Raw genomic sequence first — 12,639 nt, 5'->3', positions numbered from 1 at the left:
AAAAAATGCGTTCGCGTGACAGACAGCCTCACTGCACCACCTCCGGCCGCTCGACATCGACCCAGACGAACTTGTGCGGATCCAGGCGGGTTTCCTGGTCGAGGCGATAGGCGACCAGCTTGCCGTAAAGCACCGCGCTGTAATCCAGGCAGGCCAGGTTCGGGCGAATGGGCGCGGGCTTGCCGCTGCGCCAATAGTGGCCGACGAACAGCAACGGTTCATGGACGCCATAGCGCAGCAGGTTGTTTTTTTCATCCGGCGACAGCGGTGTGCGGGCCACCGGTTCTGGCAAGGCGTCGGGCTGGAACACGATGTCGCCGTAGGTCTGCGGGTCGTCTTCCCAGAACTTGGTGCGGAAAAACGAACGAGTCAGGCCATCGCCACCGGTCAGCGTCAGGCCGTGGGGCAGGCGCATGTCGGTGCCACGCAGCAAACGATCGAACACCGTGCTGGCAAAACTGCCCGGTTGCGCCGAGGCCTGGAGGAAATGCTCGTCGACACAACCGTCCGGGAACAGGCCGCGCAGCGGTTCGATCAGGTCCGAATCCCAACAGGCATGCACCACCCGGAACCGGCCGGCGTCGACAAACAGCGGCAGCTCATAGAACCACTTGAGAAAGTCATGCCAGTCGCCGGGATGCTGCTCGAACTGGGTCAGGGTCTCGTTGAGCAGGCGAGCATGACGAGGCGTGTGTTCGCGCACGTAGCGCTGGCCGCTGCCGGGCAAAGCCGGTGTGCTCCAGCCCAGGGCGTTGAACTCGTGGTTGCCCATGATGCACAGCGCCTGGCCGGCCACGACCATGTCGTGGACGATGTGCAGCGCCTCGCGAATCCGCGGGCCACGGTCGATGATGTCCCCCAGGAACACAGCCATGCGCGACGGATGCCGCCAGACCCCACCCTGCTTGTGGTAACCGAGTCGGTCCAGCAGGTGTTCCAGGGTCAGGGCGCATCCATGCACGTCACCGATCAAATCGTAACTGCGCGCAGGATCGAGCATCAGTCGCCTCCACCCCCCAACCGGCTGCCCCAGCCGAGCTTGGTCCGGCAGACTTCGTAGTAATTGTGATCCAGCGGATGGATCAGGCGCAGCTTCTGCGCTTTTTTGCTGACGGTGATGGTGTCACCCGGCGCGCAGGTGAAATGGTTCTGGCCGTCACAGGACACTTGCGGGTAGATCTGCATATCCTTGGACACGACGATTTTCAGCTCACTGTTGCCATCGACCACAATCGGTCGCCCAGACAAGGTATGGGGGTACATGGGCACAATCACAATAGCGTCGAGCTTGGGGTGCATGATCGGCCCGCCGGCCGACAGCGCGTAGGCCGTGGAACCGGTCGGGGTCGCGACGATCAGGCCGTCGGCCTTCTGGCTGCAGACGAACTGGCCGTCGATGTACAGCTCGAATTCGATCATGCGCGTGGATTTGCCGGGGTGCAGCACCACGTCATTGAGGGCATCGCCCTGGCCGATGGCCTCGGCGTGACGACGGACCTCGGCTTGCAGCAGGAAGCGGTTTTCCACCAGGTAGTGGCCATCCAGCACCTCGGCGACCTTGGTTTCCAGCTCGTCAGGGCGGATATCGGTGAGGAACCCCAGGCTGCCCCGGTTGATCCCCAGCACCGGGATATTGTGCCGCGCCAGGGCCCGGGCGGCCCCCAGCAGACTGCCGTCGCCGCCGACCACGATCACCATGTCGCAGACCTCGCCCAGCATCTTGCGCGACGACGTCTGCAGGCCATGGCCCGGCAAGACTTCGGCGATGGTATCTTCGAGGATCACATGCAGGTGTCGCTCCAGGAGGAAACGTTTGAGACGGCGAACGGTGTCCAACACCTGCGAACTGCCCAGGCGACCGATGATGCCGATATTGCGAAATTGCTCCATGAGGCTCCTGCGAGGGTCTGCGACGGGCGAAAACCACGATTATGGGCGAAAGCGCTCCATAGACAAAATCCTTTAAGCCTTCGTCGCAGCAGCTATGCTCGCAAAATGATCCTGTTCCCTGAATTGCTGGACTTGCCCCGCCGCCTTCGCCATCCCGAAGTGCGCGACCTCGCGTGGGCGATCATCGCCCCGCCGATGCTCATCGACACGCCCTGGCCCCAGCGCCATCCCCTGGCCGGCAGCGACTGGGTGCAGGCGCCTGATCAGCTGGAGCACTGGCTGCGACAACTGGACCGCGACAGCTACCCGCTGCTGCACTGCCTGTCCCTGGGACGGACGCGACGCCTGGGCCTGTATTACGAAAGGCTGTGGCAGTTTGCCGTGCAGCACGCGCCTGGCATCGAACTGATTGCCGCGAACCTGCCGATCCGCCACGAAGGCCATACGCTGGGCGAACTGGACCTGCTGCTGCGCGATCGTGACGGCATCCATCATCTGGAGTTGGCGATCAAGTTGTACCTCGGCCCGCAGCAAGGGGATGGCCGGGACACCGCGCAGTGGCTCGGGCCGGGCTGCCATGACCGACTCGACCGTAAACTGGCGCATTTGCGCGAGCACCAACTCCCCATCTCAGCCCGCCCGGAAAGCCGCGAGGCCTTGGCAGCATTGGGCATTGAGCCGACCGGCCTCGAGGTGTTCCGCTCCGAGCTCTGGCTCGGCGGCTACCTGCTCTACCCCTGGCCGGGCCACGCCGACCCGCCGACCGGTGCGCATCCCCGGCATTTGCGGGGCAGTTGGCTGCATCAGCGGGATTGGCCTGCATTCGTCGCCCAGCGCCCACCTGGGCGCTGGCAACCCCTGCCCCGCGCCGCCTGGTTGGCCCCGGCGCATTATCCGGCGGAGCAGACCTGGAGCACCGCGCAACTGGACGCCTGGCGACTGGACCTTGACCCGATGGCGCCAGCGCAACTGATGGTGCGCCTGACTGAAAATGCCGAGGGGGAGTGGGAAGAAGCAGAGCGGCTATTCCTGGTGGCCGATCTTTGGCCGGATGTGCCGGGCCAAAACAGCTGAGTTTTGGAGTGTCTGCCAGGGCCTCATCGCGAGCAAGCTCGCTCCCACAGGGGAGCACATTCATAGAGGAGAATGCATTCCAATGTGGGAGCGAGCTTGCTCGCGATGAAGCCAACTCGGTCTAGAGTGACAACCGCACCGCCAGCGCTGCCAATGTCACCAGCAACACCGGCACTGTCAGTACGATCCCGACCTTGAAGTAGTACCCCCAGCCGATCTGGATGTTCTTGCGCTCCAGCACATGCAGCCACAGCAAAGTCGCCAGGCTGCCGATCGGGGTGATTTTCGGGCCCAGGTCGCTGCCGATGACGTTGGCGTAGATCATCGCCTCCTTCACCACCCCGGTGGCCTGGCTGGCATCGATGGACAAGGCGCCGACCAGCACCGTCGGCAAATTGTTCATGGCCGACGAGAGCAACGCCGTCAGCACGCCGGTGCCCATGGCCGCACCCCACACGCCATATTCGGCGAAGCCGTCGAGCCAATGGGCCAGGTAGCCGGTCAACCCGGCGTTGCGCAGGCCATAGACCACCAGGTACATGCCGAGGGAGAAAATCACGATCTGCCAGGGCGCTTCCTTCATCACCTTGCGGGTGGAAATCTTGTGGCCGCGGGCCGCGACAGCCAGCAGCAACGCAGCACAGACCGCGGAAATCGCGCTGATGGGAATCCCCAGCGGCTCCAGCGCAAAGCAGCCCAGCAGCAGGATCACCAGCACCACCCAGCCGGCATAAAACGTTGCCTTGTCGTGGATCGCCGTCGCCGGATCATCCAGTTGAGCGGGGTCGTAGTCGCGCGGGATGTCGCGACGAAAGAACCACAGCAAGATCGCCAGGCTGGCCGCGACACTGACCAGGTTCACCGGCACCATGACCGCCGCGTAGCGGTTGAAGCCAATGCCGAAGAAGTCCGCCGAGACGATGTTCACCAGGTTCGACACCACCAGCGGCAGGCTCGCGCTGTCGGCAATGAAGCCGGCACCCATCACGAATGCCAGGGTCGCCGCCGGGGAAAACCGCAACGCCAGCAGCATCGAAATCACGATGGGCGTCAGGATCAACGCCGCCCCGTCATTGGCAAACAGGGCCGACACCAGCGCGCCCAGCAGCACCATGAACGCAAACAGCTTGCGCCCGCTGCCCTTTCCCCAACGGGCCACGTACAAGGCCGCCCAGGCGAAGAAGCCGGCCTCGTCCAGCAGCAGGCTGATGATGATCAGCGCGACAAACGTACCGGTGGCGTTCCAGATGATCTGCCAGACCAGCGCAATGTCGCCGACCTGCACCACCCCGCTCAACAACGCCAGCAGCGCGCCGAGCGTCGCGCTCCAGCCGACGCCAAGCCCCTTGGGCTGCCAGATCACCAACGTAATGGTCAGCAGGAAAATCAATGACGCGATCAGCATGCGCAACAGCCTTGAAAGAAGGATAGAAAAGAGGAAATCAGCAGCAACGCGCCACCGGACGATCAGCCATGGCACCCAAACGCTCGACATCCGCCATCAGCCACGCCGTGTTGGCCGCCAACGCCTGCGCCAGCAAAGTGCTGACCCAGGCCGGCAACTGCGGATGCAGACGGTAGTAAACCCATTGCCCCTGGCGCCGGTCGCTGAGCAGGCCGGCGTTACGCAACTGCGCCAGGTGCCGGGAAATCTTCGGCTGGCTCAGGCTCAGCGCGGCGGTGAGCTCACAGACACACAACTCGCCTTCACGGGCCACCAGCAGCGCAATGCGCGTACGGGTGTCATCGGCCAGCGCCTTGAAGACATGGACAGGGTTGTGGGAATCAGACATGGCGAAGGAAGGCCTGGATGAGCGAAGGGCGAATATATGGAAATTCGAATATCCAGTAAAGCGGGGATTGGATTGTCGATGCATCCGCGATGAGGGAATGTATCCCACTGTGGGCGCGAGGCCTGTGGGAGCAAGGCCTTGCTCCCACAGAAAGTCACTTCACCACAAAGGTGCCTTGCCTTAAGTCCAGAGGAGCATCAAGCCTTCTTGTGTTGCTCGACCCACTTGCCGTAGGCATTGATGAACGTCTGCAGGAAGGGCCGTACCGACTCCGACAGGTTGCCCGCCTCGTCAAACGCCGTCCCGGCACCGCTCAGGTAGGCTTCCGGCTGCTGCATGCAGGGAACATCAAGGAATACCAGCGACTGGCGCAAATGATGGTTGGCACCAAAACCACCGATGGCGCCCGGCGAAGCACTGATCACCGCGCCCGGCTTGCCACTCAGGCAACTCTGGCCGTAGGGACGCGAGCCGACGTCGATGGCGTTTTTCAGCGGCGCAGGTACCGAGCGGTTGTACTCAGGCGTGACGAACAACAAAGCGTCGGCCGCGCCCACCTGCTGACGGAAAGTGCTGTAGGCTGCCGGAGGGGAAACATCGATGTCTTCGTTGTAGAGCGGCAACTCGCCGATCTCGACGATGTTCAGCTTGAGGTTGGCTGGCGCCAGGTCAGCCAGTGCCAGCGCGACCTTACGGTTGATCGATGCCTTGCGCAGGCTGCCCACTAAAACGGCCACTGTGTAGACATTACTCATGAGAGGCTTCTCGACTATCGGCTCAAAGGAGCCTGTAGTTATAGATGATCGGGGTGACAATTGGACCAGCGGAGCGACGAAAACCTGTCGGCTGGACTATTTTTTTCATGTAGGAAAACTTACCGCGCTTGACCAAGGTCTACAGAACCGCAAATCGAGTGATTTATTTCCAGAGGTTCTAAGCAATGGCAGCAGTACTTGTCGGACAATTTCATGCGCGGGACGCCGAAGGTCGCGTCTACTCAGTGCATGAGTTTCAGGAATCGACCCCGTCGCCCGACGGAAACGGCAAGGAGCCTGTCACCACTTATAAGCTGGCCATCGGTGATCGAGTCAATAAACTCGAAGACGGCAAATTTATGCTGGTGCAATCTCAAATCGAATTGACGCGCGAACCGGAAACGCCACTGCAGGTGCAAACACCCACTGAAACGCAAATAGCTTCATAACCGGCAGTTATGAGCAGAAGTCGTGCCCGGACTTGGGTTAGGATTCAGCCACTCAATGGCTCACCCGCCGAACATGGACTTCTTGCATGCGTTTACGCCACATCGAAGTGATCCAGGCGCTGCTGCAGACCGGTCACCTCGGCACGGCGGCCGAGTGGCTGCAACTGCCGGTGGCGGAGGTCGAGGCGATCCTGCGCGATGCCGAGGCCCAGCTGGGCTTCATGCTGTTTGCCAGCGTGCGCGGGCGCCTGCAGGCCACCCGGGAAACCCTCGAACTGCGCGACGGCATCACGCGGGTGTACGACACCCTCGAACCGGTGCAGCGCCTGGCCAGCAGCCTGAAACACTATCAGGCGCCACCCTTGCGCATTATCTGCACCCCGCCGCTGGCCCAGCAGTTGTTGCCCCAGAGCATTGCCGCCATGCGTCGCCGCCATCCGGATGCGCCGTGCACCCTGCTCAGCCAACCGACCCGCGACATCGTCCACAGCCTGCTGTTGCGTGAAAGCGACCTGGGCCTGAGCTTGCACGACCCCGAACACCCCGACATTCATTGCCAGATGATCGCCCAGGGCAAACTGCAATTGCTGGCACCTCACGGCTGGCTGCAACCACGACAGAAATACATTTCGCTCCAGGACCTGGCGGGCCAGCCGTTGGTAGGCCTGGATGGCCATGACCCGCTGAGCCCTGCCTTCGAGCATAAACTGGCGGCGCTGCGTCCGGCGCCAATGATCCAGATCCGCGTCCAGACCCATCAGATGATGCGTGTCATGGTCGAGGCCGGCGAAGGCCTTGCCATCGTCGACCCGTTCACGGCCTCGGGCGCCAAGGGCAGTGGCCTGGACGTCTGCCCGGTATCACCCGCCATTGCGATCGGTCTCTATGCCCTGAGCCTGAACGGCACGCAGCCCTCACCCGCCGTCCAATCGCTGCTGGAACGGGTTACGGAACAAGCCGAGGCGTTGCTGAGCCACTGATCGACATGCCCAGCGGATCATCGAACAGCCGGTACCAGAACAACGCCACTTCGTCGGTATGCCGGTCAATGCCGCGATAGCGCAGGTGATCGATACCGCCGAGCACGTAGCCGCAACGCTCATAGAGCCGGCAGGCACCCAGATTGTTGTTCTGGGTCTCGAGCATGATGCCCGGCAGTTTTTTCTTGCGACTCCAGAACTGGGCGACATCGAGCAACGCCTTGGCCACCCCGTGGCGACGGGCCGGCGCATGCACCGCCAACTCGTCGATGTGGGCATAGCCGTTCCAGTTGGTACTGACCACCAGATGCCCCACGGGCTGGTCGTCGAGATAAGCCATGAAGATCTCGCTGTCCGGGGCATTGCGGAAGCTGCTGAATTCCTCGGGATCGATGCCATAGCACTTGCGATAGGGAACAATGGGCGTCACCGCCCATTGGTTGACGGGCCGGCCGATCTGCGCCGTCGCGTAGTCGCTGACTTCGAAGCTGAAGTCGCTGCCCCAGATATAGGCGGCAAAGCCGTCATCGACGATGCGCACCGACAACCCGGGGTGTTTGGGATTCATGACCGGTTGCATACTGGGGAAGGTCCTCATTCCTTGAGACAACCAACGGCGTGGTGCCATCCATTGCCCTTGCCTTTCAAATCTTCACACATCAAGCGGGATCCGTAGCCTGCCCGTTACCTCAGGTTAGAAGGTCGTGGCGATTGTGGCGAGAAATGAAACGAAAGAGAGTGACAGTCTTTGTGGGAGCGGGCTTGCTCGCGAATACGGCGGCACCTTTGGCATCGATGCAAACTGACTCACCGCTTTCGCGAGCAAGCCCGCTCCCACAAGGGGTCAGTTCGCCGTAGCCTGCGACTCGGCCAACTGCGTCCACAATGCCGGAGCACCTGCGGACTTGGCGATGGCTTCCAGACGCGCGGCATGTTCGGCCAGGTCGCTTTCGCTGGCGCGGATAATCCGCGATGGCTGGCGGTCAGCGGGCAAACGCCGGATTTCCGTGGCCTGGTTGCCAGAGCCTTCACCGGTACCGTTGCCGTCCGAGGCGTTACCGGCCAGGGACAGGCTGGTCTGGCCGCCGGTCATGGTCAGGTAGACGTCGGCCAGGATCTCGGAGTCGAGCAAGGCGCCGTGCAGTTCACGACCGGAGTTGTCGACGCCGTAGCGCTTGCACAGGGCGTCGAGGCTGTTGCGCTGCCCAGGGTGACGTTCCCGGGCCATCATCAGGGTATCGAGGATGGTGCAATGCTGGGTAATGTCAGCCCGGTCGTGCTGGCCCATCAGGGCGAATTCGTTGTTGATGAACCCGACGTCGAACGCCGCGTTGTGGATGATCAACTGCGCGCCCTGGATGAATTCGAAGAACTCATCGGCCACTTCGGCGAAACGCGGCTTGCCCACCAGAAATTCGTTGGTGATGCCGTGCACGCCGATGGCGCCCTCGTCACTTTCGCGATCCGGTTGCAGGTAAACGTGGAAATGGCGACCGGTCAGGCGCCGGCCGATCAGCTCGACACAACCGATTTCAATAATCCGGTGACCATCGGTCACCGGCATGCCGGTGGTTTCGGTATCCAGTACTACAGATCTGTTGGCCATCAGTGTTCAGCTCTCAGCGGGCAGTCTTGCAAAAGCGCGGATCTTAACACGCTCTTGTGGCAAGGGGATTTACCTGGGAGCCAGGCTGGTGGAAGCAAGTGATGAGCGAAAGCAAACACTGTGGGAGCAAAGCTTGCTCGCGATGAAGATCACGCGGTCTTTCAGGAAAACCGGGGCGCCTGTGTCGCGAGCAAGCTTTGCTCCCACACAAGCGCCTCGTCACAGGAGGGTACATCCGGCTGAATCAGGCCTGCTTGTAGCCCCGAACCTCATCGACCCCACGATTGGCCAACTGGTCGGCCCGTTCGTTGCCGTGGTGGCCGATGTGGCCGCGCACCCATTTCCAGGTGACGTTGTGGCGGCTGACCTGTTCATCCAGCAGCTTCCAGAGGTCGGCGTTTTTCACCGGTTCCTTCGCCGCCGTCTTCCAGCCACGTTTCTTCCAGTTCGCCATCCACTCGTTGATGCCCTTCATGACGTACTGCGAGTCGGTCACCAGCAACACATCGCAAGGCCGCTTGAGCTCTTCCAGGCCACGGATGGCGCCCATCAGCTCCATGCGATTGTTGGTGGTATTGGTTTCGCCGCCCCAGAGTTCCTTCTCCACGCCCTTGCACACCAGCAACGCGCCCCAGCCGCCTGGACCGGGGTTGCCCTTGCAGGCGCCATCAGTGAAGAGTTCTACGCTATCGCTCATGCCAATCTATCCAAAAAAATGCAAAGGCCCGCCGATCGGGCCCGACAACACCCGCAGCCCAATGCCGGCAAGAACCATCGAAAAAGGTTACGGCTCGATATGGCGACGATTGACCTTGGCCATTGGCAAGGGAATCAGCTTGCCCATCGGCTCGCGTCGCGCCTGGCGCACCGGGCGCAGCCCGACCGCGATCTTGCGTGCCACCAACAGGTAGAAACCGCCGCCGGACAGCTGCCAGTCACCGGCCTTGCGCTCCCAGCCGGCCAGGCGCGCCTGCCACTTGGGCGACGCAAGCGGCGGACGATAGCACCCGAAGCGGCGTTTCTCCAGCGCAAAGCCCAGCAGGTTCAGCCAGTCGCCGACCCTCGACGCCGAGATGCAGCGGGCCTGGCGCAAGGCGTCGTGGGCAAACACATGACGCAAGCCCCAAGCGCTCCAGGGATTGATGCCGATGATCAACAGGTGCCCACCGGGGCGCACGCTGCTGGCGGCTTCACGCAACAGACCGTGGGGCGACAGGCAGAAATCCAGGCCGTGCTGCATGAGCACCACGTCGGCGGCATGCTCGCTCAACGGCCAGGCCTGCTCTTCGCAAACGATTTCCACCCCGGGCAACGGCGCTCCCAGGCGCACGTTGCGCTGGACTTGCGGTGCCGACGGCGGCGTTTGCGCCGAAGGCCCGTAGTGCACCAGGTAGCCGCCGAAGAACCGGCCCAACTCGTCTTCGAGCATGTGCCGTTCTTCTTCCAGCAAAAATTGCCCGACAGGGCCGGACAGCCATTCACGGGCGGCGCTGATCAACGCCAGCCAGTCAGGATCAGCCTGAGCGAACGCTTCATCGGTCATTGCATTCTCCAACGCGTCAGGAAGTTCTAAGATGCGCCTTTGTTTTCCGCTTGGCGAATTCCACGATGATACAGATCAGTGCCCTGCCCGCATTCACCGATAACTACATCTGGTTGTTACAGGACCACGCCACCCAGCGCTGCGCCGTGGTCGACCCGGGTGACGCCGCGCCGGTGCAGGCCTGGCTCGAGACCCATCCGGGCTGGGTCCTGAGCGACATCCTGATCACCCACCATCACCATGATCATGTCGGCGGCGTCCAGGCGCTGAAGAATGCGACGAACGCCACCGTTTACGGTCCGGCCAGCGAAAACATCCCGGCGCGGGACAAGGCCCTGCATGATAACGACAAGGTCAGCGTGCTCGGCTGGGACTTCGATGTCTATGCCGTGCCTGGCCATACCCTGGGGCACATCGCCTACTACCATCACGGCCTGCTGTTCTGTGGCGACACCCTGTTCGCCGCCGGTTGCGGCCGGCTCTTCGAAGGCACGCCTGCGCAAATGCACCATTCGCTCAGTCGCCTCGCCGCCCTGCCTGAAGATACGCTGGTCTACTGCACCCATGAATATACCCTCAGCAACCTGAAGTTCGCCGCCGCCGTGGAGCCCGGCAACCCGGACGTCGCCGCCCGCCTGGAAAAAGTCAGCCAGCAACGCAGCGAAGGCATCATGACGCTACCCTCGACCCTGGCCCTGGAAAAACTCACCAACCCGTTCCTGCGCACGACTGAAACATCTGTTAAACAAAAAGCAGACGAACGGAACGGCCAGCGAAACCAGACGCCGAGTGAGGTTTTTGCGGCCTTGAGGGCTTGGAAAGATACGTTCTAAGGCAGCTATCGATTGATACAAAAATTCTGAAAGGTTGACCTGTTGGGGTGCGCTTCCTAGAATCGGCCGACATTTTTGCCCGGAACTTACTTCCAGCCAATGTCGTCATCTATACGCAGGTCCGTCCAGTCAGACACATTGACCCGCTTGGCTCAAGCCATTGCGGTGGCCGTGTCCGCCACATTGGCGGGCTGCCAGAGCACGAGCCAGCTGCCGCAGACCGACGCGGCGCACACGCCGAATATCGCCGCTCGCGCCAAACAGAAGCCGGTATGGCTCAGTGAGAAACCCAGCCCTCAAGTACCCCAGGACGTCTGGGAGCGCATGCGCCAGGGTTTCCAGCTGCAGGAAACGGCCGGCGTCAATCCACGTATCGAGCAACAGCGCCTGTGGTTCGCCAGCAACCCTTCCTTCATGGAAAACGCCGGTGAGCGTGGCAGCCTGTACATCCATTACATCGTCGAACGCCTCGAAGAGCGCAACATGCCGCTGGAGCTGGCGTTGCTGCCGGTGATCGAGAGTGCCTACAACCCCATGGCCTATTCCCGGGCCAACGCAGTGGGCCTGTGGCAATTCATCCCGTCCACGGGGCGTTACTTCAACCTGCGCCAGACCCGCTTCTATGACGGGCGTCGCGATATCACCGCCTCCACCACGGCCGCCCTGGACTACCTGACGCGCCTGCACGACATGTTCAACGGCGACTGGTTGCTGGCGCTGGCCGCCTACAACGCCGGCGAGGGTACGGTCAGCCGCGCCATCGAGCGCAACGAGAAGCTTGGCCTGCCCACCGACTACTGGAACCTGCCGCTGCCCAGCGAAACCCAGGCCTATGTGCCGAAGTTGCTGGCGCTGTCCCAGGTGGTGCTCTCGCCCGATGCCTATGGCGTGAACCTCAACCCGATCGCCAACGAACCCTATTTCCAGGTCGTCGAGATCAACCAGCGCATGGACCTGTCCAAGGTCGCGGCGGTGGCCAACATCGACGAAGACGAGCTGTTCCAGCTCAACCCGGCCTTCAAGCAGCGCACCACCATCGACGGCCCCCAGCACCTGCTGGTGCCCACGTCCAAGGCCCAGTTGCTGACCGCCAGCCTGTCGACCATGCGCCCCGAAGAGCTGATCAGCCAGCGCTCGCTCAAGCCGGTGTTCGAGACAGCCGACGACAGCGACGTGGAAGGCGCCCGGCGAACCTACCGTGTCAAGCGCGGCGAAAACCTCGCCCAGATCGCCAAGGCCAACAACGTCCAGACCAAAGACTTGCAACGCTGGAACAAACTCAGCGGCAACAAGCTCAAGGTCGGCCAGACCCTGGTGATGCAGGACGCCAAGGCCAGCAAGACCACCGGCAAGCGCATCAGTACCGTGGTGGCCGCCAATAGCAAGGACCAGAAGAAGCAGACCCAATACAAGGTCAAGCAAGGTGATTCGCTGTACGTGGTCGCCAAGCGCTTCAACGTGGAAATGCAGCACCTCAAGCGCTGGAACCCGCGGATGGGCAAGGCACTCAAGCCTGGACAGATGCTGACGGTCTACTCCCCGCACTGAGGTGACCGGGGAGCTTTGTGTGGTGAGGGAACTCATCTGTGGGGGCAAGCCTTGCTCCCACAGGTATCCGCTTAGCTGACTGGCATCCCCGCTAAACCCCGCCTTTTTCCTGCCGATACAAGCTGTTACTGTACAGGCCATAAAAGCCCAAGCCGCCTGGATCGGATC

14 protein-coding genes are annotated in these 12,639 nt (G+C 62.0%); 5 read left to right on the top strand and 9 right to left on the bottom strand.

From position 1 onward, the window contains the following. Nucleotides 1-28 precede the first annotated feature (28 nt). Together KGA89_RS03260 and KGA89_RS03255 are read right to left on the bottom strand one after the other, a co-directional pair. Nucleotides 29-1,003: a metallophosphoesterase gene (locus KGA89_RS03260; RefSeq protein WP_200893678.1), complete on the bottom strand. Its 975-nt coding sequence runs from the start codon at nucleotides 1,001-1,003 to the stop codon at nucleotides 29-31. Further along, nucleotides 1,000-1,890: an NAD(+) kinase gene (locus tag KGA89_RS03255; protein WP_003202709.1), complete on the bottom strand. Its 891-nt coding sequence runs from the start codon at nucleotides 1,888-1,890 to the stop codon at nucleotides 1,000-1,002. The genes KGA89_RS03260 and KGA89_RS03255 overlap by 4 nt, the downstream gene beginning before the upstream one ends. A 105-nt stretch (nucleotides 1,891-1,995) precedes the next feature. Between KGA89_RS03255 and KGA89_RS03250 the strand changes: the two genes are divergently transcribed. Beyond that, on the top strand, nucleotides 1,996-2,964 hold the full coding sequence (locus tag KGA89_RS03250) for a DUF1853 family protein (protein ID WP_003202712.1): 969 nt from the start codon (nucleotides 1,996-1,998) through the stop codon (nucleotides 2,962-2,964). Nucleotides 2,965-3,085: 121 nt separating this feature from the next. Here KGA89_RS03250 and KGA89_RS03245 read toward each other — a convergent pair whose 3' ends face one another. The 3 genes from KGA89_RS03245 to KGA89_RS03235 form a co-directional block, all read right to left on the bottom strand. Continuing rightward, nucleotides 3,086-4,369 (bottom strand): arsenic transporter, encoded by a 1,284-nt coding sequence (locus tag KGA89_RS03245; protein ID WP_223470587.1) that lies wholly within the window; start codon nucleotides 4,367-4,369, stop codon nucleotides 3,086-3,088. Between the two features lie 37 nt (nucleotides 4,370-4,406). Beyond that, nucleotides 4,407-4,757: a metalloregulator ArsR/SmtB family transcription factor gene (locus tag KGA89_RS03240; protein ID WP_223470586.1), complete on the bottom strand. Its 351-nt coding sequence runs from the start codon at nucleotides 4,755-4,757 to the stop codon at nucleotides 4,407-4,409. Nucleotides 4,758-4,954: 197 nt separating this feature from the next. After that, nucleotides 4,955-5,512 carry an NADPH-dependent FMN reductase gene (locus KGA89_RS03235; protein WP_003202716.1) on the bottom strand — a complete coding sequence of 186 codons (558 nt, stop codon included), beginning with the start codon at nucleotides 5,510-5,512 and terminating at the stop codon, nucleotides 4,955-4,957. A gap of 185 nt (nucleotides 5,513-5,697) precedes the next feature. Between KGA89_RS03235 and KGA89_RS03230 the strand changes: the two genes are divergently transcribed. Then, nucleotides 5,698-5,961, top strand: a complete 264-nt coding sequence (locus tag KGA89_RS03230; protein ID WP_223470584.1) for a hypothetical protein — start codon at nucleotides 5,698-5,700, stop codon at nucleotides 5,959-5,961. 86 nt (nucleotides 5,962-6,047) lie between these two features. Beyond that, nucleotides 6,048-6,941 (top strand): LysR family transcriptional regulator, encoded by an 894-nt coding sequence (locus tag KGA89_RS03225; RefSeq protein WP_223470582.1) that lies wholly within the window; start codon nucleotides 6,048-6,050, stop codon nucleotides 6,939-6,941. Here the strand turns inward: KGA89_RS03225 and KGA89_RS03220 are convergent. From KGA89_RS03220 to KGA89_RS03205, 4 genes are all read right to left on the bottom strand, one after another. Then, nucleotides 6,907-7,521 (bottom strand): GNAT family N-acetyltransferase, encoded by a 615-nt coding sequence (locus KGA89_RS03220; protein ID WP_223470580.1) that lies wholly within the window; start codon nucleotides 7,519-7,521, stop codon nucleotides 6,907-6,909. The genes KGA89_RS03225 and KGA89_RS03220 overlap by 35 nt on opposite strands. A gap of 264 nt (nucleotides 7,522-7,785) precedes the next feature. Then, on the bottom strand, nucleotides 7,786-8,547 hold the full coding sequence (gene dnaQ, locus KGA89_RS03215) for a DNA polymerase III subunit epsilon (protein ID WP_013693564.1): 762 nt from the start codon (nucleotides 8,545-8,547) through the stop codon (nucleotides 7,786-7,788). A 244-nt stretch (nucleotides 8,548-8,791) separates the two neighbouring features. Further along, nucleotides 8,792-9,244: a ribonuclease HI gene (gene rnhA, locus KGA89_RS03210; protein ID WP_223470579.1), complete on the bottom strand. Its 453-nt coding sequence runs from the start codon at nucleotides 9,242-9,244 to the stop codon at nucleotides 8,792-8,794. A gap of 87 nt (nucleotides 9,245-9,331) precedes the next feature. Next, nucleotides 9,332-10,090 carry a methyltransferase domain-containing protein gene (locus KGA89_RS03205; RefSeq protein WP_223470577.1) on the bottom strand — a complete coding sequence of 253 codons (759 nt, stop codon included), beginning with the start codon at nucleotides 10,088-10,090 and terminating at the stop codon, nucleotides 9,332-9,334. A gap of 65 nt (nucleotides 10,091-10,155) precedes the next feature. Here KGA89_RS03205 and gloB point away from each other — a divergent pair, with 65 nt between their 5' ends. Together gloB and KGA89_RS03195 are read left to right on the top strand one after the other, a co-directional pair. Beyond that, nucleotides 10,156-10,923 carry a hydroxyacylglutathione hydrolase gene (gene gloB / locus KGA89_RS03200; RefSeq protein WP_223470575.1) on the top strand — a complete coding sequence of 256 codons (768 nt, stop codon included), beginning with the start codon at nucleotides 10,156-10,158 and terminating at the stop codon, nucleotides 10,921-10,923. A 99-nt stretch (nucleotides 10,924-11,022) separates the two neighbouring features. Continuing rightward, nucleotides 11,023-12,471, top strand: a complete 1,449-nt coding sequence (locus KGA89_RS03195) for a transglycosylase SLT domain-containing protein (protein WP_223470573.1) — start codon at nucleotides 11,023-11,025, stop codon at nucleotides 12,469-12,471. Nucleotides 12,472-12,639: the final 168 nt, after the last annotated feature.

The sequence above is a fragment of the Pseudomonas sp. A-RE-22 genome (assembly GCF_019956035.1).
Classification (GTDB): Bacteria; Pseudomonadota; Gammaproteobacteria; order Pseudomonadales; family Pseudomonadaceae; genus Aquipseudomonas; species Aquipseudomonas brassicacearum.
The sequence above is the reverse complement of the archived record's forward strand: the minus strand, read 5'-3'. Positions and strand labels throughout refer to the sequence as shown.

What these genes read in the sequence shown, in the direction of transcription:
- KGA89_RS03255 (WP_003202709.1), bottom strand. Translation starts at nt 1,890, where the DNA reads ATGGAGCAATTTCGCAATATCGGCATCATCGGTCGCCTGGGCAGTTCG.
- KGA89_RS03250 (WP_003202712.1), top strand. Translation starts at nt 1,996, where the DNA reads ATGATCCTGTTCCCTGAATTGCTGGACTTGCCCCGCCGCCTTCGCCAT.
- KGA89_RS03245 (WP_223470587.1), bottom strand. Translation starts at nt 4,369, where the DNA reads ATGCTGATCGCGTCATTGATTTTCCTGCTGACCATTACGTTGGTGATC.
- KGA89_RS03240 (WP_223470586.1), bottom strand. Translation starts at nt 4,757, where the DNA reads ATGTCTGATTCCCACAACCCTGTCCATGTCTTCAAGGCGCTGGCCGAT.
- KGA89_RS03235 (WP_003202716.1), bottom strand. Translation starts at nt 5,512, where the DNA reads ATGAGTAATGTCTACACAGTGGCCGTTTTAGTGGGCAGCCTGCGCAAG.
- KGA89_RS03230 (WP_223470584.1), top strand. Translation starts at nt 5,698, where the DNA reads ATGGCAGCAGTACTTGTCGGACAATTTCATGCGCGGGACGCCGAAGGT.
- KGA89_RS03225 (WP_223470582.1), top strand. Translation starts at nt 6,048, where the DNA reads ATGCGTTTACGCCACATCGAAGTGATCCAGGCGCTGCTGCAGACCGGT.
- KGA89_RS03220 (WP_223470580.1), bottom strand. Translation starts at nt 7,521, where the DNA reads ATGCAACCGGTCATGAATCCCAAACACCCCGGGTTGTCGGTGCGCATC.
- dnaQ (WP_013693564.1), bottom strand. Translation starts at nt 8,547, where the DNA reads ATGGCCAACAGATCTGTAGTACTGGATACCGAAACCACCGGCATGCCG.
- rnhA (WP_223470579.1), bottom strand. Translation starts at nt 9,244, where the DNA reads ATGAGCGATAGCGTAGAACTCTTCACTGATGGCGCCTGCAAGGGCAAC.
- KGA89_RS03205 (WP_223470577.1), bottom strand. Translation starts at nt 10,090, where the DNA reads ATGACCGATGAAGCGTTCGCTCAGGCTGATCCTGACTGGCTGGCGTTG.
- gloB (WP_223470575.1), top strand. Translation starts at nt 10,156, where the DNA reads ATGATACAGATCAGTGCCCTGCCCGCATTCACCGATAACTACATCTGG.
- KGA89_RS03195 (WP_223470573.1), top strand. Translation starts at nt 11,023, where the DNA reads ATGTCGTCATCTATACGCAGGTCCGTCCAGTCAGACACATTGACCCGC.